The sequence below is a fragment of the Ascidiaceihabitans sp. genome, assembly GCF_039986515.1.
GTDB lineage: Bacteria > Pseudomonadota > Alphaproteobacteria > Rhodobacterales > Rhodobacteraceae > Ascidiaceihabitans.
In genome coordinates this window covers 80498-104346 of sequence record NZ_JBDWQO010000014.1, presented here as the reverse complement: position 1 = coordinate 104346, position 23849 = coordinate 80498, and the positions used below count along the sequence as shown (strand labels likewise).

Here is a 23849-nt window from a genome sequence, read left to right as displayed (position 1 = left end):
ATCGTGTTATGCCCTTTCAAGTATTTAAAGCGAAGACACTATGAAACGATTACGAAGCCATTTGATGGGCGTTGAGCAGGGCGATACCGTTCTGTTTTCCGATTTTGAAACTGACGGAGAAATGTGGACAGGTCGCGGTCAACGTGAACGCCGCCGTCGCATAAAGTTTTCTGAAAATTTCCGTTCCGTACCCACGGTCCAGACCTCGGTCAGCTTGTGGGACATGGCGGCGGATACAATAATTCGCGCTGATGTTGCCGCGGAAGCTGTCACTGAAGACGGCTTCGACCTTGTTTTTCGCACTTGGGGCGACACCCGTGTTGCCCGTGTACGCATCGGGTGGATAGCGATTGGTGAGTTGTCGGATGATGATGATTGGGAATTGTATTGAGGAGACGCTTGGCGGTTGTTTCAGTTGTCTCTCAACTTGAGAATTTCAGGGGCAAAAACTCTGTTAGCCCGAAACAGAAGACCAACCCCAATGCACTGAAAACGACATAGGCAAAGGCCTTGGCCCACTTCTGATGCAATTCAGGAAGAATGTCGCCTGCCCAGAAGCGTCCCATAATCACTATCGAACTGTTTTGATTTGCTAGAGCCCCCCAGGGGGCCAAGCCATCGTTTCCATTGTCGGATAAGCCTTCCACTCCAATAATGACCCTATACCGCCAAAAACAGAAAACTAAGGCCGATATAAAAGCATTGAAGAAAACACCAATACAAAGAAAAAGAACAATTGCCGCCGTATTCGCAATCTTCCACGGTTAGGGGCAATTGTAACTATCAAGAGCTTAGGCTCAGGACCCATTAATCTCATTGCCTCAGCGCGATTATCACGAAATATCAGAGGCTTGGGTCGCGCCGATAAGAGTGGTTCTCTTTTCAAGCGGTCCAGGACACTGAGATGAAGTGAAAATCGGGTCTCCGATTTCCCTGATTTGGCTTGTGAGCATCGTTGCATCTGCTTGAAATAGAACCACTGTTTCTGCGCAGCCGCGCCGCGCCTCGTCACAAACCAAATCAGGGAAACTGAGGGAATAAGATTAATGGGTCCTGAGCCTACAGACCAAGCGGCAGGTCGATCACACCAAGTTTCACGAAGACGACACTAGAGGTCCACCCAAATGGGCTTGTTTTCACTCCGCCGCGTACAGCCCATCATAGATCGGGCTTAAAGTTGTGTCGTCGAACAAGGACGAAACAGATGTGCCGTTCCAGATGTTCAGGATCGCTTGGGCAAAAATCGGGGCTGTTGGCACAACACGAATGTTTGCGGCGTCTTTGATGGGTTGGGTTGGCTCGATTGTATCTGTCAGCACCAGCGACTTCATTACGGAATTCGTAACGCGTTCGACGGCAGGACCAGACATGACGCCGTGGCTGATATAGCTGTGCACCTCTTTGGCGCCATTTTCCATCAACACTTCGGCTGCTTTGCATAGGGTACCAGCCGTATCGCAAATGTCATCAACGATCAGGCACACCTTGCCTTCGACATTGCCGATGACTGTCATTTCAGCAATTTCACCGGGCTTTTCGCGGCGCTTGTCAACGATGGATAAAGGCGCGTTGATCCGTTTTGCCAATTCGCGGGCGCGGGCCACGCCGCCCACGTCGGGGGAAATGACCATCAGTTCGTCCATGCGGTCTTTGAACTGGGCTTTGATGTCCAAAGCAAAGACGGGGGACGCATACAGGTTGTCGACGGGAATATCGAAGAACCCCTGAATCTGGGCTGCGTGCAGATCCATTGTCAGAACGCGTTCAATGCCGGCACCGTGGATCATATTGGCCACCAGCTTGGCGGAAATAGGGGTGCGGGCTTTGGTACGACGGTCTTGGCGGGCGTATCCGAAGTAGGGAATGACAGCGGTGATCCGAGACGCGGAGGACCGGCGCAGCGCATCGCACATCACCAACAGTTCCATCAGGTTGTCATTGGCGGGGTTCGATGTGGACTGGATGATGAACATGTCCTCGCCACGGACATTTTCAAAGACCTCAACGAAGATTTCGCCGTCGTTGAAACGTTCGACACGCGCATCCACAAGGCCCACGTTGACACCTCTGTGCAGCGACATGCGCCGCGCGATTGCTGAGGCCAAAGGCTTGTTTGCGTTCCCGGTGATAAGTTTGGGTTCGACGATGGCTGGCATATGTGGGTCCCCGTGATGCAGCGTCATTAACAACATTTCGAATGTGACAGATTCGTGATGTTGGCTTTCGCTTAACACGCCTATACCGTCCGGCAAAGCATACCTTAGGAGAAAGTTAATGGCCCATATCGACTATTATTTCGCGACGCTGTCCCCCTATGCCTATCTGGCCGGGATGCGCATGGAAGCTGTTGCAAAAAAGCATGGCGCAACCGTAACGTATAAGCCTTTGGACCTTATGACTTTGTTTGGGCGTACAGGCGGAACACCCCCAAAAGATCGTCACATCAGCCGTATCGAATACCGTGCAATTGAACTGGAACGGCAGTCGCAAAAGTTGGGCATGGACTTTAACTTGAAGCCGTCACATTGGCCCACAAATATGGCGCCGTCATCCTACGCGATTATCGCCGCCCAAAAAACAGGCGGTGATGTCGGGGCGCTGACACATGCGTTTTTACGGGCGTGCTGGGCGGAAGAAAAAGACATCGCCCAAGATGACGTCATTCGCGCCTGCCTGGAAAGTGCCGGTTTTGATCCGGCGTTGGCGGACAGCGATTTGATGGGGTCGGCCGATACCTATGCCGCCAATCTGGAAGAGGCATATGCAAATGGCGTCTTCGGCGCGCCATTCTATGTGGTCGACGGGGCGGGCCGTTTTTGGGGGCAAGACAAAATCGACGATCTTGACGCACATTTGGCCAGCCTCGCTTGAGTTTGCATACGCATAGCCGCAGTTTCGGCCAAGGTCCCCGTAAGGCGCTCGGTATTCATTGCACTTTGGCGCATTCTGGTGCCCTGAAGGGGCTTGGCGTGGCACTGGAGGACCAAGCGACATTGCTTGCCTATGATTTGCCCAGCCATGGGCAGTCCGGCGACTGGGATCGCAAGGGCAACCTGCACGACGTGGCCACCGATATGGGGCGGGCTTTGTTGACCGAACCCATGGATCTGATCGGCCATTCGTTCGGCGCGACCGTGGCTATGCGCCTCGCCATCGAGATGCCGGAAATGGTGCGGTCCCTGACGATGTTTGAACCTGTGTACTTTGCCGCCGCAATGGAAGATGCGCCTGCGTTGTGGGAAACCTATGACGCACATAATTCAGCATTTGCTGATGCATATGCGTCGGGTGATATGATGGAAGCCGCCCGCACCTTCAACAGAGGGTGGGGGGATGGCACCAAGTGGGATGCGATTCCGGACACTTTGCGTCAATACATGGCGGACCGTATTCATTTCGTACCTGCCAGTGCCCCGTTTCTGTTTCACGATTCAGCTAATTTGCTGGCGGGCAATCGTTTTGCGCAAGCGACGATGCCCACCCTTTTGATGCGTGGCGACCAAAGTTCCGACACAACCATTGCCATCAATGCGTCGCTGGAAAAGCGTTTGCCTGATGTCCGGTCCGTTGTTGTGGAGCGGGCAGGGCATATGGCCCCGATCACGCATGCAAAGCGCATCGCCGCTGAAATATCAAAGTTCTGGGCGTCGCTTTAAGTGCGTGCCCAGAACAATGGCTGGCCTTAAGGTTAGAACCCTAGTCGTCTGTCCAAAAGAATCCATCGCCCGTCGCACCGATGTGCCCGATGGATGGCAGCTTGAAGTGGCTGCCGATGATGCGGGCATGTGTTTCTGATGCGGTTTCAAGAAGCTGTCGTCTTGAGGTTTCTGCCAAGTCGGCATCCATATCAAATGAAAAGTGCCATTCGGGATGCCAGCATTGCGCGGTGGTATGCAGCGCGTCACCGGTGATGATGGCTTGTGCGGCTCCATGTTTGATCCCGATCGACACATGACCGGGGGTGTGCCCTGGCGTTGGCATCAATGTGATGTAATCGCCCAAAGTGTGCCCGGCTTGCACCAGCTCTGCTTGTCCGGCTTCGATGACTGGTAACACGCTTTCGGTGAAGGTGTCGTTGGCGGCGGCACGAAACACGGCCTCGTCTGCCGAGGGCATTAGATATTTTGCATTTGGAAACGTCGGTACCCAGCGTCCGTCTTGCAATTGCGTGTTCCAGCCGACGTGATCTGTGTGCAGATGGGTGCAAAGCACGAAATCGACTTGTGCGGGTGTCACCCCGGCGGCCGTCAACGCCGCCATAAATCGCCCGTCCTGACGTTTGTTCCATGCGGGCAGAGCGGCTGTTTTGTCGTTGCCAACACAGCCGTCAACCAGAACAACATGGTCAGGGGTTTTCAACAAAAACCCCTGCACCGGTAGGATCATTGCCCCCGTTTCGGCGTCTATTGCACCGGGGACAAGTTTTTCAATTCTGGCGCTGACGTCCGGCCCCGCGTTGGGAAAAAGTTTTAGCGGGTCCAGAAAAGGACCGTTGATCTCTAACAGGCGCCAGATTTCGATATCACCAATTTTACATAACATGGGCTGTTCCTATGCTTCGCGGGGCAGGGTGCCGTTTTGTGTTTGGTCTCGTGTTTGAAGTGGGGCTCTGTCCCCTCGGGATTCTTTGGGAAAAGATAGGCTTTAAATGTGGCTTACAAACGTATCGATGTCATCTGGAGTTATCGACCAATCGCATACGAGGCGCATCGCCAATTGTTCGTCCGGGTCGTCGCCTTCCAGCGATCCTTCCCAGATGTAATATGTAGCCCCAGCATCGTGCAGCCGTTGGTGTGCGCTACGCGGCAATGTAGCGAAGATCATATTCGCTTGAGGCTGATGCAGAAACGAGGCCCCCTTTGCTTGCAATCCTTCAGCCAATCGGGCGCAATTGCGATTTGCCATGGCCGCTGTTTCCATCCACAGACCATCGGCCAGATACCCCGCCATTTGCGCTGACAAGTAGCGGTGTTTGGAAAAAAGATGTGCCCCGCGTTTGCGGCGCAGTTCAAATTCCCATGCTTTTTTCGGGTCAAACAGTACAACGGCTTCGACCCCCATGCAGCCGTTTTTGGTGCCCCCGAAGCTGACTACATCAACGCCGGCTTTCCATGTCATCTCGGCTGGGGTGCATCCCAGTGCCATCATCGCATTGGCAAATCGCGCGCCATCAAGGTGGACGGGCAGGTCGTAGTCTTTGGCAACAGCTGTGAGGGCGCTGAGTTCGTCCAAAGTGTAGACCGATCCGCGTTCTGTCACCTGCGTGATGGACACCGGCCCCCGTTGCGGGCCATGCACGCCGCGGACTTCTTCGCCTTCGATGGATTTCCGCAGGGCTTCGGGTGTCATTTTGTCTGTGCCCGGCACCAGCGTCAGTTTGGCGCCTGCCGAATAGAATTCTGGCGCGTTGCATTCGTCTTCGTGGATATGCGCAACCTGTGTGCAAAAGACGGTGCTGTAGGCCGGGGCGTAGCAGGCCAGTGCCAAGCTGTTAGCAGCGGTGCCTGTGGCCACCAGATAAACGGCAGCCTCCGGCGCCTCAAAGAGGTCGCGTATTGCACCGCGTACCTCGTCCATGATCGGGTCAGCGCCGTATGGCATTGCGTATCCATCATTGGCTTTGTTCAGCCTGTCCATGACTTGCGGATGCACTGGGCCTGCGTTGTCAGAGGCAAAAAACATCAGGTGGGCTCCTCTATGATGTGATCTTCCCAATCTTCCTCGGGGACGCTGAATTCAGACACTGTTCGATGTTGCATGCTGACGCCGGCCTTGTGGACGGAATTCGGGTCGCCAGTGATCAAAGGATGCCAATCGGGCAATTCCTTGCCATCAAACAGCAGGCGGTAGGCACAGGTTTGCGGCATCCAGTAGGCGTGCGTGTCCAGATTGTCTGGGGTCAGACTGATGCAATCAGGCACAAATTGGCGGCGGTCTTCGTAATGCACACATCGGCATGTTGCATCATCCAGCAGGCGACAGGCCACATTTGTTAATGCAACTTCGCCGCTGTCGTCGTCTTCCAGTTTGTTCAGGCAGCACTTGCCGCACCCGTCACATAGCGCTTCCCATTCCGCGTCATTCATTTTTTTCAGCGGTTTACGCTTCCAGAATTCGCGGGCCAGCCCCTTTTGTGCAATTGCACCGGTCATAGAGCGGCCAAAATGGAGCGGGCTTGTAGGCTGTCGGCATCCATCTGCGTGATCAACGCATCAAGGCCGTCAAATTTCTCTTCGCCGCGCAAATGGGCCACCAGACCGATAGATAAATGCGTACCATAAAGATCGCCGGTGAAGTCGAAGATAAAGGTTTCTAGGTTGGGTTTATTTTCGCCAAACATGGGACGCACGCCCATGGATGCGACGCCGTGATACTGGCCTGTATGCGGCCCGTCTAACACGTCGACCAGAACAGCATAAACGCCAAAGGCCGGGGGATGCAGCCCGTCAATGGACATGTTGGCCGTTGGATAGCCCAGTTCGCGGCCGCGCTGTTCGCCACCAATCACAGGGCCTTCGATACGGTGCCAGTGGCCCAGCATTGCAGCGGCATCGGCGGGCCGCGCATCGCTCAACGCTTGCCGGATGGCGGTGGACGAAATCGTTTTTTCAGATTGTGCGATCAGGGGGGCGATGGTGACGCCAAACCCCATTTCGGCCCCGAATTGCTGCAAATCTTGCACAGTGCCTGCACGGTCTTTGCCAAAGCAAAAATCAGCGCCGACAATAACATGCTGTAACCCAAGGCCATCAGCGATCACGATCTTTGCAAAATCATATGGACTAAGACCGGAAAGTGCAGCGTTGAAATTCAATTCATACAGTTTTTCAACACCCAGCTTTTCCAATCGTGACGCGCGGGCTTCACGGCTCATTAGCCGAAAGGCCGGGGCGTGGGGGGCGAAGAACTGGCGAGGGTGGGGTTCAAATGTCAACACGCCCAAAGGCGCGTCGGGCCTTGCGGCGCGGGCCATGTCTATGACGGATTGATGGCCTTGGTGAACCCCGTCAAAGTTGCCGACAGCGACTGTGGCGCCGCGGTCTTGGGGTTCAACGAAGTGGTAGTCTCGGATGATGCGCATGCGACATGCCTAGCCTTGGAGGGCGAAGGGTGCAAGCGGGCATGAGGCACAATCGCCGCGCCTTCACTGCGCTTGCGTTGATCCTTTGCGCGGGCGCGGTGATGCAGGCAAGCCATAGGCCTTGCGTGCCGTAACCAAACGCAAGTCTTCAGGGTCCATGCCCATGCTTAGATTGGTTTCTGCATCGAACCGGTCGCGGGCGGTTTCCCTGTTGTATCCGGTGCCAAACACCCGATCTATCCATCCCATGCCGAAGGACACATGAAAGGTCGCATCATGGTCGTTGAAGTGATGGCGCAGGTGGCTTTGGGTGATTTGAGTGCCAAACCAGCCTTTGGGGACTTTAAGATGCGCTAGGGTATGACAAAATTCGTAAAAGGCAAACGCGCTGACTGATCCGACAAAAATGGCGATGATCGAAAACCAGAGGGCCGTTTGAAATCCTACAATCCATCCCAAAACCCCGACGTGCAGGGCCAAAGACAAAAGCCCGAACCGCACTGGATACCAGTGGTCGTCACCGGTGAAGAATTCCGGCGTGTTTGGAAATTCATGATGGCCGATGTGGCTGCGGTACAATGCGTTGAAGGGGCTTTGATCGGTTGGGGGCGCACGGTGCAACAAGAAACGGTGCATCGCGTATTCAACAAAAAATTGCATGACACCGCCCCAGACCAAAGCGGGCAGGATCCATAAGGAAGGCACCCAGACCATAAGGGCCACCCCAAGCAACCAAAACGGCAAAAGCCGTTGCAATGACCCCATGTGCATCAGCACCCGCAGCGTTTCTTTCATAGCATCCTCCTTTGGATGGATATGATGAAAAGCGTTGTTTGGTCGTGTGTAAAGGTTGACGTGGCGTAGGGTGACGTAAGGCTAGATCAATCGAATTTACGCGACGGCGCCATGACGGTGGCTTCGCCAATGACCACTTTCTTACCATCGACAGAGCAATGGCAGTCCAGTTTCACACGACGTTTGGAGATCTCGATGTCGATGACTTTAACCTCGGCATAGACCATGTCACCGGGGCGCACAGGGGCCAGAAACTTGAGATTTTGCCCCATGTAAATGGTGCCATGACCGGGCAACTGTTCTCCGATGACGGCGGAAATCAACCCTGCAGTTAGCATGCCATGGGCGATGCGGCCCTCAAAAATCGTGTCTTGTGCGTATTCGTCATCCAGATGGACCGGATTGTGGTCGGTCGACACCTCGGCGAACATTTCAATGTCTTTGTCGGTGACTTGTTTGCGCAAGTAGCGGGTCATGCCCATTTCGATGTCTTCAATGCAGATGGTGCCGCGGGGAAGATTGTCCAACATTTCACGCTCCGGTAACTTTCTGACGCCTGCCGCCAGTTTCAAGTAACTTAATTACTTTGCAGGCGCAGAAAATCAAGCGAAAAAAGGGTCAGCGCAAATGTCCTATTGTGAAGGTTGGCGATGACATTTCTTTTTCTAAATAGGCACTTAGAAGATTTGGGTCAGGTTGGGTGATTGTTTTTGTTTCTGACGCGGCCAATCCGCCCGAGATGAATAGGGAATCAATGTCTTCACCAATGGCCCCTTTGATGTCGGTCAGGACCCCGTCGCCGATGGCCAATATACGTGTGTCTGGAATATCCGCACCAAGTTCTGCAAGCCGGCGGCGCGCAAGATCATAGATAGGGGGGTGGGGTTTGCCGAAATACAGGCTTTCGCCGCCCATCTCTGTGTACAATTGGGCCAAAGCGCCCGCACACCATTCACGCACGTCGCCGCGGTCCACAACAATGTCAGGATTTGCACAGAGCAATTTCATGCCTTTTTGCTTGGCATACAGAAAGTCGGCACGATTGACGTCAGGGTCGGCCATCGGATCAAAAGGGCCGCAGCAAACGATGCCCGTGGCCTCCTGCAGGGGCACACGCGAAATGTCCAAAGGGGTGTCCAACAGGCTAAGTGGCTCAAAAAACTGCGCATCACGCCGTTCTTCGCCCATAAAGAACACCTTTTCACCAACGGCACCCCGAAACATCGCGGACCGTGCGGAATCGCCAGATGTGGCGATGGTGTCATAGGCATCAGCGGGAACACCAAAGCCCAACAGCTGGTCTGCGACCCCGGCACGTGGTTTGGGTGAGTTGGTGACCAAGACCACTTTCCCACCAGTTTTGCGGTAGGCTTGCAACGCCTCAACAGCAGGGACATGGGCTGTAACACCGTTGTGGACGCAGCCCCACAAATCGACAAAAAGTGCGTCGTAGCGTTGGGACACTTCGGACAAAGCAGTGATGATCTGGGTCATTAGGAGGCTCCTTTGGCGTGGGTCAAATCACAGTTGCGGTTCATGAACAACGCATCTGGACGGATCCCAACATGTATTCTTTGAAAAACAATAAGGCGCACCAAGGTGCGCCTTACGAGATCACAGGTCAGTAAGGTGCAGTTCACTGCACCACACCGATCATACTTTCAGGTTTGGTATGATCTGCTTTTTACGGCTCATGATGCCTGGCAACACAACAGTGTCGCCCTTGACCGTCGCATCAAAACTTTTCTCCGCGACTGTTTTGACCAGATCATTAGGAACCAGCAACGTCGCTTCTTCGTTCAGAATGTCGATGACAAACAAAAGCACCTGATCCGCACCATCTTCGGTGGCAACACCCGGCATGGACGCCATAAGGCTATCCTTACGGTCAATCAGGATTTGCGGTGCAGTGGTTTCCAGAACGGACACACGGAATTGTTTGCCGTCAACTTCGTATTCCTTGCTGTCCATGCGCAGCAATTCCGCGTCCGAGAAGGCGGACACATCTGATTTGGCTTCGAACATTTCCGCAGCATAGGCGGAAATGTCGACGTCCAAATCTTTGGCCAGATCATAGGCGATGGCTTTGTCTTCTTGTGTCGTTGTGGGGCTGCGGAACTCTAGTGTGTCCGACAAGATGCACGACAACATTGCCCCTTTCACGTCTTTGGGCATTTGCGCCATGTCTTTGCCGATCATTTTCCACATGATCGTGGCCGTGCATGCCAAGGGTTCGATCCGGATGTCGATGGGGCCTTTGGTTTCCAGCCCACCCACCAGTTTGTGGTGATCAATGATAGCAGTGATATCGCAATCGTTGATCCCTGCAGGCAATTCAGCGGGGTTGTTCGTATCGACGATGACCACTGGGGTGTCTGCCGCAACGTCGGACACGATTTCTGGTTTGTCCAAATTCCAGCGTTTCAGCACAAAGGTCGCTTCTGTGTTCGGCTCACCCAAGAGAACTGGTTTGGCGGATTGGCCTTTGATCTCGTTGAGATACCACGCCCAAATAATGGGGCTGCCTGTACTGTCGGTGTCTGGTGATTTGTGGCCAAAAACGAGAGTTGTCATGGGTGTATTCCTGCTCAAAGCGTCTGATTTACGCGCCTTATAGGATTGCTTATCGCGGTTGTCACCTGCGGCATTTTTTGCCGTTTCATTGATGAGGGGCGCTGCCCCTCAAACTCCCCGGGATATTTTTGGCGAAAAGAATCGGCGCAACGTTGTTATGGGTCTTGTGTTGTAGGTCTGGACCATTTTCAGGGTTCTCTCTGGTGTTGCGGATATTGTCACCTCTCTGGGCGCTTGGGCAAAACCCTGCTACGACGCCTGTATGGACGCATTTAAAGAGACCGATTTGTACCCGCCAATCAAAACCTTCTTAGAAGGGCAGGGGTATGTCGTGAAATCCGAAGTTGGTGCTGCTGATGTGGTTGCGGTGCGCGGTGCAGAACCTGCCGTTATCGTCGAGCTTAAGCTGGGATTTTCGCTGACCTTGGTGCACCAATGCGTTGCGCGATTGTCTGTCACCGATGACGTTTACATGGCCGTTGCAGACGGATCGGGCAAACGGTTTTTGAAATCCGTAAAAGACATGACCAAATTGGCCCGTCGTTTGGGTTTGGGTTTGATTACAGTCAGGATTGCTGATGGTCTTGTTCAAGTTCATTGTGATCCCGGGCCCTATGCACCACGTAAATCTGCCAAACGGGAAGCACGTTTGTTGAAAGAGTTTGCAGGACGGGTGGGTGATCCCAATGATGGCGGTCAGACCCGTGTTGGATTGATAACTGCCTATCGACAGGATGCAATCAAGGTCGCGCTATACCTTTTTGAAGTGGGCGCGTGCCGTGGTGCCGATGTGGCCCGTGAAACCCAAGTCGCGCGGGCTACGACAATGATGCGTGACAATCACTATGGTTGGTTTGAAAAGGTTGAAAAAGGCGTTTACGGACTGACGCCCCTTGGGGCTGATGCAGTTTCTGCTTCTGGACAAATTCTAGGCAGCAGTTAGCACCAGAATGGCGAGGCTCTCAGAACGGCTGACGTTCCATTTTATATCCGACGTTTTGCAACATTTGTAAAATTCCGTGCGGCCCTGATAAATGCCCCGCCCCAACAGCAATCACGATACGGGTGTCTTTTTGTGCTGCAATCACATCCATCCACGCCAGATTGCGTGCCACAAGCAAGTTCTCCAGAAGCGCATCAAAGGCCGTATCGAAAGCAACGGGTGCCATATCGACCTGCGCCCTGGTGATCACACGCGATGTGTCCATGACGGCGCCGTGATCTTCATCGAAGTATTGCGCGACCAAAGTGGCAACCGTGTCTTCGGCGGCTTTGATAGGCATTACCGACAATTTTAGCATTTCGATCTGGTCTTCGATCGGATCGTTACCGAAGATTTCAAACAATGTATCCCAAGGCTCTAACGCGGCTGTCGGTACCCCGGCTTTCTTCGCCTCTGCCATGATGCGATGATCCAATCCGCGCCCGCCTTGCGCCATTTGCTGCATCACACAAGGGGGCAGCCCCAACACTAGACTTAAGTACCAAGGCTGAAATTTTGCAGCCATGAAAGAAGGAATTCCACGGGCCTGTGCTGCTTCGGACAATGCGGCCCACTCTTCGGCAGACATCATGTCGATCAGGCTTGGCCCTGTCTGGATAAACATCACGTCCGGCTGCAGCGCCATGGCGTTTTCCAGGGCCTTTTCTTCCGCCTCGGTCGCCTCCACAAGAAGTAGATCTGCGCCTTGTAAAACGGGTTTTAGCTGTTTCACGATGGCGTCATGACGAGGGTCGTCCAGGTGCAAGGTGCCGATGATGTTCAAACGCACATCTTCCTTCGTCGCAACCCAGTGATTGCCGTGCCGGAAAGGTTGATCCCTCAACCGGCTCTGCAGGTCGGATGATTGTGATGCCGATAATTGGTCGCGCAAGTCGACGCCCGTGCAGGCTGCCCAAGCGGATGTGCCGCACAAAAATAGACTAAGACAAAGGGCTGTGATGGCGCGCATTGCGGCTCCTGTTGCTGATTGTGTGCAGGATATGGGCCTGTTGCCTATGCTGCAACACCTATACGCTAGGCTGCTTGCAGGTCATGGCGCGGACAGGTCCAGCTGCGTTGTAAACTTCTTAAAAGCTGAACTTCAAAATGACGCAAACTGGGTCTGATACAAGCCATCGGGCTTTGTAAGAAATCTGTGGCGGATTTGTTGTGATCTGCGCTTGGTTGGGAGTGGGTGCCATCGGTTTGGTCGCTTTCAGTGGCACAGCCTTCGGCGAAGATAATCTCATGGCGGGACAGGACGACATGGTCGTAGGTGATGTGGACCACTGGCATACGATAAACGGTTTTGCCGTCGCATAGTGATTTTGCAGTTGCCAAGACTTCGGCCTGCCCAAACATAACTTCTGCTTGCGTGTCCCTAAGCATCATGCGGTGTGCGGGAGAGACGGTCAACGCGGCTTTGTTGCCAAGCATTCCGGACTGGATCACAATTGGCGCGTGCCTTCCATAACCCGGGGCGGTATTGGACAAAACGGTACACACCCTTTGTGCCCCATGGTCAACGTGCAAACCTTGTGGTGCTGCGTGAGCCGTTCAATGGCAACAGGTGCTTGATCGGTTTCGGATGAGGTGATGGTGTCGTTTCCACTGCCCCCATAGATCGTATCGTCCCCGGTCCCTCCGAAAATGCTGTTGTCACCTCGACCGCCTTCAATGCTATCATTGCCTGCACCGCCGTCGATGGTGTCATCGCCCGAATAACCTAGAATGGCGTCGCTGCCGTCCCCGCCACTGATGGAATCGTCGCCAGTTCAACTATCGACATAATCGTCTCCTTCGCCGGCGTTGACTGTATCATTGCCGCCACCAGAGTAGACGCGATCATTGCCCGCCCGGGACTCAACGAAATCTGCACCGCTGCCAGTGCTAACAGTATCATTGCCAACGTTAGAAGTGACGGTATCATTCCCGCCGCCTCAGTTTATGGAGTCGTTTTCACTTTCGGTGTTGATGTTTTCACTGCCGCTGCCACCATTTACCGTCGCCATTGTCGCACTCCTGAAACTGCTAATCCCGTCAGGTGCGATGGTTAATACAAAGCAAGCTAACAGCAGGTTTCTTGTCACGGCATTTCTGTTTCGCATTTTTGCAAAACTTTTACGGTCCCTTTCCTTGACTCGCCCCATACACATGCCTAGCTATGCGCCGTTATCACTCGAATTGATTGAGTGCTAACGGCCTTGGACGACCAAGGTCAGGGAGAAACTTTGATCCTTTGAGGAGCTACAAAGATGGCATTGAAACCGCTTCATGACCGTGTGCTGGTACGCCGCACCGAAAGCGACGAAAAAACAGCTGGCGGGTTGATCATTCCCGAAAGCGCGAAAGAGAAACCAAGCGAAGGCGAAGTTGTGTCTACAGGCGAAGGCGCCCGTAAAGACAGCGGCGAACTGATCGCAATGGCTGTTAAAGCCGGCGACAAAATCCTGTTCGGCAAATGGTCCGGAACAGAAGTCACCGTTGAAGGCGAAGAGCTTTTGATGATGAAAGAATCCGACATCATGGGCATCATCGAGTAAACCTTTTCGGTTGTCTCGTAAGGTGCATTTCAATGCACCGCCCCTCTCGATATTTGAATACTCTTAAGGAGAAACAACATGGCTGCTAAGGACGTAAAGTTCGGCACAGACGCCCGCAACCGTATGCTGGATGGCGTGAACATTCTTGCAAATGCTGTCAAAGTCACATTGGGCCCAAAGGGTCGTAACGTGGTTCTGGACAAATCTTTCGGCGCACCGCGCATCACCAAAGATGGTGTATCCGTGGCGAAAGAAATCGAACTGGAAGACAAGTTCGAAAACATGGGCGCACAAATGGTTAAGGAAGTTGCTTCCCGTACCAATGACGAAGCTGGCGACGGTACAACAACCGCGACAGTTCTGGCCCAAGCCATCGTCAAAGAAGGCATGAAATCTGTTGCCGCTGGCATGAACCCAATGGACCTCAAGCGCGGCATCGATCTGGCGACAACAACTGTTGTTGAAGCGATCAAATCTGCTGCACGTGAAGTCAACGATTCCGCTGAAGTTGCGCAGGTCGGCACGATCTCTGCAAACGGCGAAGCCGAAATTGGTCAGCAAATCGCAGACGCGATGCAAAAAGTTGGCAACGAAGGCGTCATCACTGTTGAAGAGAACAAAGGTCTGGAAACAGAAACCGATGTTGTTGAAGGCATGCAGTTCGACCGCGGCTACCTGTCCCCTTACTTTGTCACAAACCCTGACAAAATGACGACAGAGCTCGAAGACTGCATCATCTTGTTGCACGAAAAGAAACTGTCTTCTTTGCAGCCAATGGTTCCTTTGCTCGAGCAAGTGATCCAGTCCCAGAAGCCACTCTTGATCATCGCAGAAGATGTTGAAGGCGAAGCGTTGGCGACACTCGTGGTCAACAAACTGCGCGGCGGTCTGAAAATCGCAGCTGTCAAAGCACCTGGTTTCGGCGATCGCCGCAAAGCCATGTTGCAAGACATCGCGATCCTGACAGGCGGCCAAGTGATTTCCGAAGACCTCGGCATGAAGCTTGAATCCGTCACAATGGACATGCTGGGTTCCGCGAAGCGCGTCGCCATCACCAAAGATGAAACAACAATCATCGATGGCAACGGCGACAGCGGCGAAATCGAAGCACGTGTCACACAAATCCGTCAGCAGACAGAAGAAACAACATCTGACTACGACAAAGAGAAGCTGCAAGAGCGCGTTGCCAAATTGGCCGGCGGTGTTGCTGTGATCCGCGTCGGCGGCATGACAGAAGTAGAAGTCAAAGAGCGTAAAGACCGCGTTGACGATGCATTGAACGCGACACGTGCCGCTGTTCAAGAAGGTATCGTTGTAGGTGGTGGTGTTGCTCTGGTTCAGGCGGCCAAGCTGCTTGAAGGCGTGACAGGCGCAAACAACGACCAGAACGTTGGTATCTCCATCGTGCGTAAAGCCATCGAAGCGCCATTGCGTCAGATCGCTGAAAACGCAGGCGTAGACGGCGCCGTTGTTGCGGGCAAAATCCGCGAGAGCGACGACCTGACATTCGGCTTCAACGCACAAACAGAAGAATATGGCGACATGTTCTCCTTCGGCGTCATTGACCCGGCCAAAGTTGTGCGCACAGCGCTTCAGGACGCGGCATCCGTTGCATCCTTGCTGATCACAACAGAAGCTATGGTTGCTGATCGTCCCGCCAAAGACGGCGGCGGCGCACCAGCAATGCCCGACATGGGCGGCATGGGCGGCATGATGTAAGACGACTTTGGTAAAACCAAAGCCTGTCTGCACGACGCAAACAGAAATGCAAAAGGGCCTTCGGGCCCTTTTGTCATGAGAGGGTCTGTCTCCGTAGTGTCCGGTTGTTCACGCTTTCAATGCGCAGAGGGCCCCAGGTGTTATGCTACAAAAGCGCTGGTTCCATAGGGGGGGATTTCTTTTGGGTTTGCGTGATCCCTGGACCTTTCAAAAGGTTTTGTGATCGAAACACTCTGGATAGAACGCAGGCCATATGATCTGGTCAGTTTGAAGTGTCAGATTTTTTGGGAAACGTCATGCTTGTAAAAGAACGCGCAAAAAACCTTGTTCTTGGCGCACTTGTTGCAGACGCCGCGACCATGGGAACACATTGGATCTACGATCAAGATCACATTGCCAAACTTGCCCCGTCTACTCCGGAGTTTCGTGCCCCGAATGCTGCGGATTATCAGGGCGTACCGGGCTATTTCGCCCATGAGGGGCGTAAAGTCGGCGATTTGTCCCAATATGGTGAACAAGCACTGGTCCTGTTGCGTTCGGTTGCCGCAAATGACGGCACCTACGATGCGTCACATTACGCCGCCGCATTTCGCAGCCATTTCGGTTATGGCGGTGCGTTTACCGGATACATTGATCACGCCACCAGAGAGACTTTGAACAATTTCCTGCGTGCTGAAGACGCCGCTTTGGCGCAGGTCAAAGGTATTGCCTTCCATGGAAATCCCAAAGTGACTGTCGCGATGATGACAAAGGCTTTGGCTTTAACGGGACAGTTCTCTGGCCCTGTTTTGCGCACTGAATTCGAACAAGCGGTGCGATTGACGCATGATGATGATGCAACGGTTGACTATGGCTTTCGGGTTCTGGATGAAATTTTGGCAATGAAACCGGTTTTCGGGGCTTGGGACGTGCAATTGCCTGCGATTTCAAAACTGCCGGGATTGGCAGGATGCTTTGCGCGGGATAATGGCGATGGCGTGCTGCAGGATGCATGGTCTGCGGTGCGAACCACCAACGATCATCCCACGGCGCAGGCGCACGGGCGAGTGGTTGCGCGCATGATGCAGCGGGCTGTTCACGGTGACACAGTGCGCCAGCTTGTTGATGCTGGCCGCGCAGAAGCCAGTCCAGAGGTGGACACTTTGTTGGCGAATGCGCTGGGCCGCATGGACGAAGATGCAAATTCTGTCACACGTCATTTCGGATTGGCCTGCGATCTGGACTATGGCGTCCCTGCGGCTGTGCACAATGTGATGACTGCTGGCAGCTTCACTGCCGCTGTGCGCCGCAACATCTATGCAGGGGGCGACAATTGTGGGCGCGCGATATTGGTTGGGGCGTTGTGTGGGGCGGTGTACGGTGTTGGTGGGGACAAAGGCATTCCGCAGACTTGGCTGGAAAAGCTGACGTGCCGTGACGATGTTGAAGAGTTGCGTGTGGATGCCTGAAGGTGACACGAAGGGATGTGTAAGATGGTCCCGTCACCGTTTTGGCCAAAAGATGAAAAGACGAACTCATGATCCAGTTTCCTGACCATATGCGTCCAATGCAACAAGGCGAAGAAGATGCCGTAGACGCTTTGCTGAGCGATGCGTTTGATGACCCGTCCGAAGCACGACTGGTGCAACAGCTGCGCCGCACCAAAGCCATCGCGGGTGAAACGGTTTTGCCTATGGGGGACAGAATTGTCGGCTACTACGCCTTGTCCCGGATGGTTGCGCCAAAGGGGTGGTTGTGTCTGGCGCCGGTGGCCGTGGCACGTGATGTGCAAGGACGGCGGTTTTGCACCCGCATGATGGGAATGTTGACGGAATGGGCGCGGATGTCAGACACCTATGTGGTGGTTCTGGGCAAAGTCTCGCTTTATGAACGCGGTGGTTTTAGCCATGCGAGAACGGCCAATCTGACGTCCCCTTACCCTGGCAGCCATTTGATGTTGGCAGGGCCGGGCAGTGATGCGCCAACACAGACGCTGGTGTACCCGAAACCGTTTCAGGACTTGGACTAGGCATGCGGTGTAAGGCGTGGCCTGCCGCGCCTTCTAAGGGTGCAAAATGCACCAGCCCCAAGAACCAAATTGTGAACGACACTTTGTAAGGTGGTCCTTGGCCCACCACTTTTTCAGGATTAAGATCGCCCCATGCAACTGTTTTTACTTGTTACTCTTACCATGATTGCTTTTGCCGCCAACTCTGTTCTGAACAGGTTGGCAGTTGACGGTGGATACATTGACCCCTCTAGCTTTGCAGTGATCCGGGTTCTGGCCGGCGCTGTCGTGTTGGGCATGGTGCTGAGCGTTAGGGGCGGGCAATTGCCGCTTATGAAACGCGGCCGGATCATCGGGGCACTTAGCCTGTCTGCATATATGATCGGGTTTTCACTGGCCTATGCGACGCTTGATGCGGGGCTTGGTGCGTTGATCTTGTTTGGCGTTGTGCAAATCGTGATGTTTGCATGGGGTGCTGCCACAGACGCGCGACCTACTATGCGCCAATTGGCAGGGGCAGGCATTGCTTTTGTGGGACTGTTGGTTGCGTTGTGGCCAGGGCCGGGTGGCATTGCGGACACGGGCGGGGCCATATTGATGACCATCGCAGGCATCGGATGGGCCGCCTATACGCTTGCAGGTCGCGGCGCACCAAATCCACTGGGCGCGACGGCGGCCAACTTCATTCTGGCATTGCCGATCTTGGCCCTTTTGCTTGTGGGGCAGGGGCTGTCTGCGAATATGACGGGCGTTGGTTTGGCCGCTCTTGCAGGTGGCGTCACCTCGGGGCTGGGATATACGCTTTGGTACGCCGTTTTACCCCGCTTGCCTGCGTCAACTGCGGCCGTGGTACAGCTGAGCGTGCCCATCATTGCCATTATCGGCGGCGCCCTGTTGCTGGGCGAAGCCGTTACTGGCGTCATTCTCATTGCGGCGGGTTTTGTTGTGGGGGGGATTGCGTTGGCCGTTACGACACAATCGCTTCCAAAGGGTCGTAAGTAATGATGGGGTCGGTGTTGTGGTCCGCAAAGGCCACGGCCCCTAAACTGTCAGGCTTGTGATTGATCGATGCCAATTCGTCTTGTGTGACCCAATGGTGTCGACTGACAATGGCTTCTGGATCGACCCAACCTTCAGGCACTTTTGTGGACCCCATCAAGGTGCAGTGAAAGAACACTTCCATCTGGTGATACCCCGACCGCGGATCATGAAATTCGTTCACAAGGGCAGGGGCACCCACCCGCACCCTAAGCCCGGTTTCTTCATAGACTTCACGGGCCAGATTTTGGGGCAAGCTGCTGCCTGGTTCTGCCCCGCCACCGGGGGCACACATCAAATCGTAGCGGGCGTCTTTCCATGCGTTGACCAACAACAAGCGGTCCTCATGCACGATTAATGCACGCACAGCGCAGCGGATGGGGCGTTTGGACATATTTTGCCTTTGAAGACTACCGGAATTCCTGACCCACCATTCCATATAGGGCACAGAAGGTCTATCTGGTGCGTCATGAGATATGCATTGACCCTTTTGACGTTTATGATCTTGCCCCGGCTTGCTGCGGCGGAATGTGTGATTTTGCTACATGGATTGGCGCGCACGGATGTGTCGTTTGCGGTCATGGAATCGGTGCTTGAGGGCGAAGGGTACACAGTTGTGAACCCCGGCTACCCGTCGCGGGATGCAAAAGTGTCGGTGTTGGCGGATCAGACGTTGCCTGATGCCTTTGCCGCATGTGGGACGCAAAAGGCGCATGTCGTCACCCACTCGATGGGGGGGATATTGTTGCGCGACTGGTTAAGCCGCAATGATGCACCGACATTGGACCATGCGGTCATGCTGGCCCCGCCAAATCAGGGCAGTGAAGTTGTTGATGTGTTGGGGGATGTTTACGGCTTTGGATTGTTAAATGGTCCCGCAGGCGGGCAGCTTGGAACAGGGGCCGACAGCCTGCCGCGCCGCTTGCCGCCCGTAGATTTCACGCTTGGGGTCATTGCTGGCGATCAATCGCTGAATGCTTATTTTTCGTCCGTGTTGCCCGGACCCGACGATGGCAAAGTCAGCGTGGCATCCACGCGTGTGCAGGGCATGACAGACCATATCGTGCTGCCTGTCACACATACATTTATGATGAATAACTTGCGTGTGATCACCGAAACACTTGTCTTTTTGAAGGAGGGGCAATTCGACCATGATCTGACATGGGGCGAAGCTGTGTTGTCGCGGTTGGGATGCGAAGGCGAAGATTGCTTGATCGGGGGCGTGCGTGTTGAACGTTGAATTTACCGGCGCAGATGTTCTTGGCGCAGCTGGTTTCGAAGACCGGACCCTCAGCATCACAGATGGCGTAATCTCGGATCAAAACATGCCGCGCCGTGTGGATCTGGCGGGCTTTCGGATTCTCCCGGGGATCATCGACGTACATGGCGACGGCTTTGAGCGGCACTTGGCCCCCAGACGTGGTGCCATGAAACAGATGCATGAAGGCCTGCTGGCCGCCGAGGCAGAGCTTGCAGCCAACGGAATCACAACGGGTGTCATGGCACAATTCGCCAGCTGGGAAGGTGGCTTGCGGTCGATGGATTTTGCCGATCAAGTGCTGTGTGCGATCCGTGACACCCGCGGCGCAATGGTGACTGATATCCGTCCGCAATTGCGGTTCGAAACGCATTTGTTGGATGACTATGACGGGTTGCCCGAAAAAATTGCGGACTGGGGTGTGGAGTACGTTGTGTTTAACGACCACCTGCCACACGACAGGCTGGCCGAGGGGCGCAAACCACCTCGTGTTGTGGGGCAGGCATTGAAAGCAGGGCGCAACCCCGAGGTTCATTTCGCCATGATGCTGGAGATGCATCGCCGTACCAATGAAGTGCCTGCTGCGTTGGATGTGCTTTGTGCCCGACTTCAAACCCAAGGCGTGCAGATGGGCAGCCATGACGACAGCACACAAGTGGGCTGTGCTACGTGGCAGGCACGGGGCGTGCATGTCGCGGAATTCCCCGAGACGCTTGAAGCGGCAGAAGCAACGACGTCAGCGCAGGGCCGCGTCGTGTTGGGGGCGCCCAATGTGGTGCGTGGGGGATCCCACAAGGGCAATGTCAGCGCACTTGATTTGATCATCATGGGACATTGCGATGCCATCGCGTCGGATTATCACTACCCCAGCCCGCGCCGTGCCGCCTTGATGTTGGCCAAAAGCGGCGCAATGGATTTTGCGCAAGCTTGGGGGCTGGTGTCCAAAGGGCCGGCAGAGGTGCTTGGGCTCAAAGATCGGGGGCAGCTGAAAGCAGGCTTGCGGGCCGATCTGGTTGTCTTGGACGCACAAGACAAAGTCGCCGCAACCCTGTCACAGGGCCGCGTGAGTTACATGTCTGGCGATATTGCGGATCGATTTGTAAACGCCCTTTAGGCGTCGACCCGACACTCAATCGCAAGTCTCATTTTACGGATGGATAATCCGGTTGATGTGGCCCATTTTGCGGCCCGGCTTTACCTCAGACTTGCCATACAAATGCAATGCCACATTGGGGGTCGTCGCAAGCTCTGGTACACGGTCCATGTCGTCGCCGATCAGGTTTTCCATCTCGACGTCGGAATGGCGCTTGCCGTCCCCCAGCGCCCACCCGGCAACCGCACGAATGTGTTGTTCAAACTGGTCGACAACACAGCCATTTTGGGTCCAGTGCCCTGAATTGTGCACCCGAGGGGCGATTTCGTTGACGATCAAACCGTTTGGCGTGACAAACAACTCAACACCCAAAACACCAACGTAATCCAATGCATTCAGGATGTTGGCTGCGATCAAAACGGCATCTGTGCGCAATGACGCTGACAGCTTCGCAGGCACAGTTGTGGTGTGTAAAATGCCGTCACGATGCACATTCTGGCCGGGATCGAAACACGCCACGTCCCCGCCTGCACTGCGTGCCGCGATGACCGATATTTCAAAGCTGAAGTCCACAAAGCCTTCCAGAACAGCGGGAGCACCTGCCATAGACGCAAAAGCATCAGAAGCATCCGAGACATCCATGATCCGGGCTTGCCCCTTGCCGTCGTATCCAAACCGGCGTGTTTTCAAGATCGAGGGCGCACCGATGGTCGCCATTGCAGCGTCTAAGGCTGCCATGTCCGGAATGTCAGCATAGGGGGCGACTTTCAGGCCAAGGCTTTCCAAAAAGGATTTCTCTGTCAGACGGTCTTGGGAAATCCGCAAAGCTTCGCGGCCTGGGCGAATGGGTTTGAGCGTTTCCAAAACATCAAGCGCGGACGTCGGGATGTTTTCAAATTCATACGTGATGACGTCAACGGAATTTGCAAATGCCCTTAGGGCGCCTGCGTCGTCGTAAGATGCCGTGGTCACGGAATGTGCAACGTCGCCCGCAGGGGGCTGCGCACCGGGTTCAAAAATGTGGGTCTTTAGCCCCAAGCGGGATGCCGCGACACACAGCATGCGCCCCAGCTGTCCGCCCCCCAGAATGCCAATGGTTGCGCCGGTGGGAAGGGGATCATTCATCTGAAGGCTCATCTGGAATAGAAGCGGAAAGGGCCACGCGCCATGCGTCAAGGCGCTGGGCTAGGGCGGGATCGTTCAGGGCCAGAATACCAGCGGCCATAAGCCCCGCGTTCTTGGCGCCTGCGGCCCCGATGGCCATTGTGGCGACAGGGAAGCCGCGCGGCATTTGCAATATGGAATATAGGCTGTCTACACCCGATAAGGCCTGGGTTTGAACAGGCACGCCAACCACCGGCACACGCGTCTTTGATGCCATCATACCGGGCAAATGTGCGGCCCCGCCTGCACCTGCAATGATAACTTGCAAACCACGGTCCACGGCGGTTTTGCCGTAGTCCCAAAGGCGGTCGGGGGTGCGATGTGCCGACACAATCTTTTTTTCATAAGGGATGCCCAGTTCGTCCAGAACGTCGGCAGCTTCGCGCATGGTGGGCCAATCAGATTGACTGCCCATGATTATGCCAACAGGCGGGGTTTTGTCAGTCATTCGGGCACGGCCTTTTGGTGCGATAAAACCGCACTATACTTGGGAACAAGACTAAGGCAACGGGGTGTGGAATTTTTCGAAAATTCCACGTCGTTTTCTTTCAAAGAAAACGCCTGCACCAAGCCGCCGACGATTGGCTTTAAGCGATAATGTCGGGCGTCAGGCGGTCTTCTATCCGCGCGATGCGGTCTTTCAACGCCAGTTTTTGTTTTTTCAGGCGCCGGATGGTCAATTGGTCGGAGACAGCCTTTTCGGCCAAAGCCGCAATGGCACTGTCCAGATCGCGATGTTCTGAGCGAAACACTTCAAGTTCGACCCGCAACACTTCGTCTGTCTTCATGGCAATGTCTGACTGCGCGTTCATACAAACGAATCCCGATTATGAAATGAAACCTTAATATACTGTGATGCATTAAATGCGCATAGCCCTTGTTCTGTAGGATTTTTCTTACCATATTCTGATTAGGGTTGCCGCAGCCGGGACCTGAATTGACTGTCGCTTGGTATGATAAGGACGTGTCGCATGACAAAAATGACCCTTGCCTCTTATCCCCATATGCTGGGATTCGAGCAGCTGGAACGCCTGGTGGAACGCACCGCCAAGTCCGGCAACGAAGGCTATCCGCCTTTCAATATTGAACAAACCTCTGACTATTCCTACCGCATCACGCTCGCGGTTGCGGGGTTTGCCGAGGAGGATTTGGCCATCACAGTCGAAGATCGCCAATTGGTCATTCGTGGTCGCCAGTCCGACAGCCCGGATGGTCGCATCTTCTTGCACCGTGGCATCGCAGCCCGTCAGTTTCAGCGCAGCTTCGTGTTGGCCGATGGCGTAGAGGTCGGGGAAGCAATCATGGAACACGGGCTTTTGCATGTCGATTTGACCCGCGCAAAGCCCGAAACAGTTGTCCAAACCATCAATATCCGGAAAGGGTAAGACATGAACACACGTTATGAATTGAACGCCGACGCGGATCGTATGGTCTATGTGAAGCCAGTTGTTGTTGATGATCTGCCCCCCGAAGTGCGCAAAAGCGCAGGCGATGCACCGCAATTGTTTGCTGTACACGCCTCTGACGGGCAGCAGCTTGCTTTGGTTGCGGATGAACGTCTGGCTTATGTTCTGGCCCGCCAGAATGACTATGCGCCGCAGCCCTTACACTGACA

28 protein-coding genes are annotated in these 23849 nt (G+C 54.4%); 13 read left to right on the top strand and 15 right to left on the bottom strand.

The annotated features are described in order from the left end of the window. The first annotated feature begins 40 nt into the window (after window positions 1-40). Window positions 41-391, top strand: a complete 351-nt coding sequence (locus ABJL60_RS12860) for an H-type lectin domain-containing protein (protein ID WP_348375852.1) — start codon at window positions 41-43, stop codon at window positions 389-391. A 745-nt stretch (window positions 392-1136) separates the two neighbouring features. Here ABJL60_RS12860 and ABJL60_RS12855 read toward each other — a convergent pair. Continuing rightward, window positions 1137-2156: a ribose-phosphate pyrophosphokinase gene (locus tag ABJL60_RS12855; protein ID WP_108829995.1), complete on the bottom strand. Its 1020-nt coding sequence runs from the start codon at window positions 2154-2156 to the stop codon at window positions 1137-1139. Between the two features lie 118 nt (window positions 2157-2274). On the opposite strand from ABJL60_RS12855, the gene ABJL60_RS12850 reads away from it, so the two are divergent. Both ABJL60_RS12850 and ABJL60_RS12845 read left to right on the top strand, forming a co-directional pair. After that, complete coding sequence (locus ABJL60_RS12850; protein WP_348288427.1) at window positions 2275-2871, top strand: 2-hydroxychromene-2-carboxylate isomerase; 597 nt, start codon at window positions 2275-2277, stop codon at window positions 2869-2871. A 98-nt stretch (window positions 2872-2969) separates the two neighbouring features. Further along, the gene (locus tag ABJL60_RS12845) at window positions 2970-3656 is read left to right on the top strand and encodes an alpha/beta hydrolase (RefSeq protein ID WP_348375851.1); all 687 of its coding nucleotides are present in this window, start codon (window positions 2970-2972) and stop codon (window positions 3654-3656) included. Between the two features lie 40 nt (window positions 3657-3696). On the opposite strand, the gene ABJL60_RS12840 is transcribed toward ABJL60_RS12845, so the two are convergent. The 8 genes from ABJL60_RS12840 to ABJL60_RS12805 form a co-directional block, all read right to left on the bottom strand. After that, entirely contained in the window at window positions 3697-4542 is an 846-nt protein-coding gene (locus ABJL60_RS12840; RefSeq protein ID WP_348375850.1) for an MBL fold metallo-hydrolase, read from the bottom strand. 102 nt (window positions 4543-4644) lie between these two features. Beyond that, window positions 4645-5682 (bottom strand): beta-eliminating lyase-related protein, encoded by a 1038-nt coding sequence (locus ABJL60_RS12835; protein ID WP_348375849.1) that lies wholly within the window; start codon window positions 5680-5682, stop codon window positions 4645-4647. Then, a complete protein-coding gene (locus ABJL60_RS12830) occupies window positions 5682-6152 on the bottom strand; it encodes a YcgN family cysteine cluster protein (protein ID WP_348288419.1) in 471 nt (156 codons plus the stop codon). Before ABJL60_RS12830 ends, ABJL60_RS12835 begins: the two co-directional genes overlap by 1 nt. Then, window positions 6149-7081, bottom strand: coding sequence for a bifunctional riboflavin kinase/FAD synthetase (locus ABJL60_RS12825; RefSeq protein ID WP_348375848.1), 933 nt, complete (start codon window positions 7079-7081; stop codon window positions 6149-6151). Before ABJL60_RS12825 ends, ABJL60_RS12830 begins: the two co-directional genes overlap by 4 nt. 63 nt (window positions 7082-7144) lie before the next feature. Continuing rightward, window positions 7145-7876 (bottom strand): sterol desaturase family protein, encoded by a 732-nt coding sequence (locus ABJL60_RS12820; RefSeq protein ID WP_348375847.1) that lies wholly within the window; start codon window positions 7874-7876, stop codon window positions 7145-7147. 86 nt (window positions 7877-7962) lie between these two features. Next, window positions 7963-8406 carry a MaoC family dehydratase gene (locus ABJL60_RS12815; protein WP_108827381.1) on the bottom strand — a complete coding sequence of 148 codons (444 nt, stop codon included), beginning with the start codon at window positions 8404-8406 and terminating at the stop codon, window positions 7963-7965. An 88-nt stretch (window positions 8407-8494) separates the two neighbouring features. Next, a complete protein-coding gene (locus ABJL60_RS12810) occupies window positions 8495-9370 on the bottom strand; it encodes a TIGR01459 family HAD-type hydrolase (protein WP_348375846.1) in 876 nt (291 codons plus the stop codon). 159 nt (window positions 9371-9529) lie between these two features. Beyond that, window positions 9530-10450 (bottom strand): manganese-dependent inorganic pyrophosphatase, encoded by a 921-nt coding sequence (locus ABJL60_RS12805; protein WP_348375845.1) that lies wholly within the window; start codon window positions 10448-10450, stop codon window positions 9530-9532. Window positions 10451-10712: 262 nt separating this feature from the next. Between ABJL60_RS12805 and ABJL60_RS12800 the strand changes: the two genes are divergently transcribed. After that, complete coding sequence (locus ABJL60_RS12800; protein ID WP_348375844.1) at window positions 10713-11393, top strand: DUF2161 domain-containing phosphodiesterase; 681 nt, start codon at window positions 10713-10715, stop codon at window positions 11391-11393. Window positions 11394-11412: 19 nt separating this feature from the next. Here the strand turns inward: ABJL60_RS12800 and ABJL60_RS12795 are convergent, their stop codons facing one another. Together ABJL60_RS12795 and ABJL60_RS12790 are read right to left on the bottom strand one after the other, a co-directional pair. Further along, a complete protein-coding gene (locus ABJL60_RS12795; RefSeq protein WP_348375843.1) occupies window positions 11413-12402 on the bottom strand; it encodes a TraB/GumN family protein in 990 nt (329 codons plus the stop codon). A gap of 65 nt (window positions 12403-12467) precedes the next feature. Further along, window positions 12468-12965 (bottom strand): Hint domain-containing protein, encoded by a 498-nt coding sequence (locus ABJL60_RS12790; RefSeq protein ID WP_348375842.1) that lies wholly within the window; start codon window positions 12963-12965, stop codon window positions 12468-12470. Window positions 12966-13687: 722 nt separating this feature from the next. On the opposite strand from ABJL60_RS12790, the gene ABJL60_RS12785 reads away from it, so the two are divergent. The 5 genes from ABJL60_RS12785 (at window position 13688) to ABJL60_RS12765 (ending at window position 18683) form a co-directional block, all read left to right on the top strand. After that, window positions 13688-13975, top strand: a complete 288-nt coding sequence (locus ABJL60_RS12785) for a co-chaperone GroES (RefSeq protein ID WP_108827386.1) — start codon at window positions 13688-13690, stop codon at window positions 13973-13975. Window positions 13976-14053: 78 nt separating this feature from the next. After that, entirely contained in the window at window positions 14054-15694 is a 1641-nt protein-coding gene (gene groL / locus ABJL60_RS12780) for a chaperonin GroEL (protein ID WP_108827387.1), read from the top strand. A gap of 296 nt (window positions 15695-15990) precedes the next feature. After that, window positions 15991-17142: an ADP-ribosylglycohydrolase family protein gene (locus ABJL60_RS12775; protein ID WP_348375841.1), complete on the top strand. Its 1152-nt coding sequence runs from the start codon at window positions 15991-15993 to the stop codon at window positions 17140-17142. Between the two features lie 68 nt (window positions 17143-17210). Continuing rightward, a complete protein-coding gene (locus tag ABJL60_RS12770; protein WP_348375840.1) occupies window positions 17211-17702 on the top strand; it encodes an N-acetyltransferase in 492 nt (163 codons plus the stop codon). 132 nt (window positions 17703-17834) lie between these two features. Further along, complete coding sequence (locus ABJL60_RS12765) at window positions 17835-18683, top strand: DMT family transporter (protein ID WP_348289119.1); 849 nt, start codon at window positions 17835-17837, stop codon at window positions 18681-18683. Here the strand turns inward: ABJL60_RS12765 and ABJL60_RS12760 are convergent. Beyond that, window positions 18649-19113, bottom strand: coding sequence for an NUDIX hydrolase (locus ABJL60_RS12760; RefSeq protein WP_348375839.1), 465 nt, complete (start codon window positions 19111-19113; stop codon window positions 18649-18651). The two genes, ABJL60_RS12765 and ABJL60_RS12760, sit on opposite strands and share 35 nt — an antisense overlap. A 75-nt stretch (window positions 19114-19188) precedes the next feature. Here ABJL60_RS12760 and ABJL60_RS12755 point away from each other — a divergent pair, with 75 nt between their 5' ends. Further along, window positions 19189-19959 (top strand): alpha/beta fold hydrolase, encoded by a 771-nt coding sequence (locus ABJL60_RS12755; RefSeq protein ID WP_348289115.1) that lies wholly within the window; start codon window positions 19189-19191, stop codon window positions 19957-19959. Then, the gene (locus ABJL60_RS12750) at window positions 19946-21091 is read left to right on the top strand and encodes an alpha-D-ribose 1-methylphosphonate 5-triphosphate diphosphatase (RefSeq protein WP_348375838.1); all 1146 of its coding nucleotides are present in this window, start codon (window positions 19946-19948) and stop codon (window positions 21089-21091) included. The genes ABJL60_RS12755 and ABJL60_RS12750 overlap by 14 nt, the downstream gene beginning before the upstream one ends. A 33-nt stretch (window positions 21092-21124) precedes the next feature. Here the strand turns inward: ABJL60_RS12750 and ABJL60_RS12745 are convergent, their stop codons facing one another. The 3 genes from ABJL60_RS12745 to ABJL60_RS12735 form a co-directional block, all read right to left on the bottom strand. Further along, window positions 21125-22195 carry a 5-(carboxyamino)imidazole ribonucleotide synthase gene (locus ABJL60_RS12745; RefSeq protein WP_348375837.1) on the bottom strand — a complete coding sequence of 357 codons (1071 nt, stop codon included), beginning with the start codon at window positions 22193-22195 and terminating at the stop codon, window positions 21125-21127. After that, entirely contained in the window at window positions 22188-22682 is a 495-nt protein-coding gene (purE, locus tag ABJL60_RS12740; RefSeq protein ID WP_348289109.1) for a 5-(carboxyamino)imidazole ribonucleotide mutase, read from the bottom strand. The genes ABJL60_RS12745 and purE overlap by 8 nt, the downstream gene beginning before the upstream one ends. 139 nt (window positions 22683-22821) lie before the next feature. Continuing rightward, on the bottom strand, window positions 22822-23046 hold the full coding sequence (locus ABJL60_RS12735) for a DUF465 domain-containing protein (protein ID WP_108827396.1): 225 nt from the start codon (window positions 23044-23046) through the stop codon (window positions 22822-22824). A 159-nt stretch (window positions 23047-23205) separates the two neighbouring features. Between ABJL60_RS12735 and ABJL60_RS12730 the strand changes: the two genes are divergently transcribed. Together ABJL60_RS12730 and ABJL60_RS12725 are read left to right on the top strand one after the other, a co-directional pair. Beyond that, complete coding sequence (locus ABJL60_RS12730; protein ID WP_348289107.1) at window positions 23206-23619, top strand: Hsp20 family protein; 414 nt, start codon at window positions 23206-23208, stop codon at window positions 23617-23619. A 3-nt stretch (window positions 23620-23622) separates the two neighbouring features. Further along, a complete protein-coding gene (locus tag ABJL60_RS12725) occupies window positions 23623-23847 on the top strand; it encodes a DUF1150 family protein (protein ID WP_108827398.1) in 225 nt (74 codons plus the stop codon). Window positions 23848-23849 lie beyond the last annotated feature (2 nt).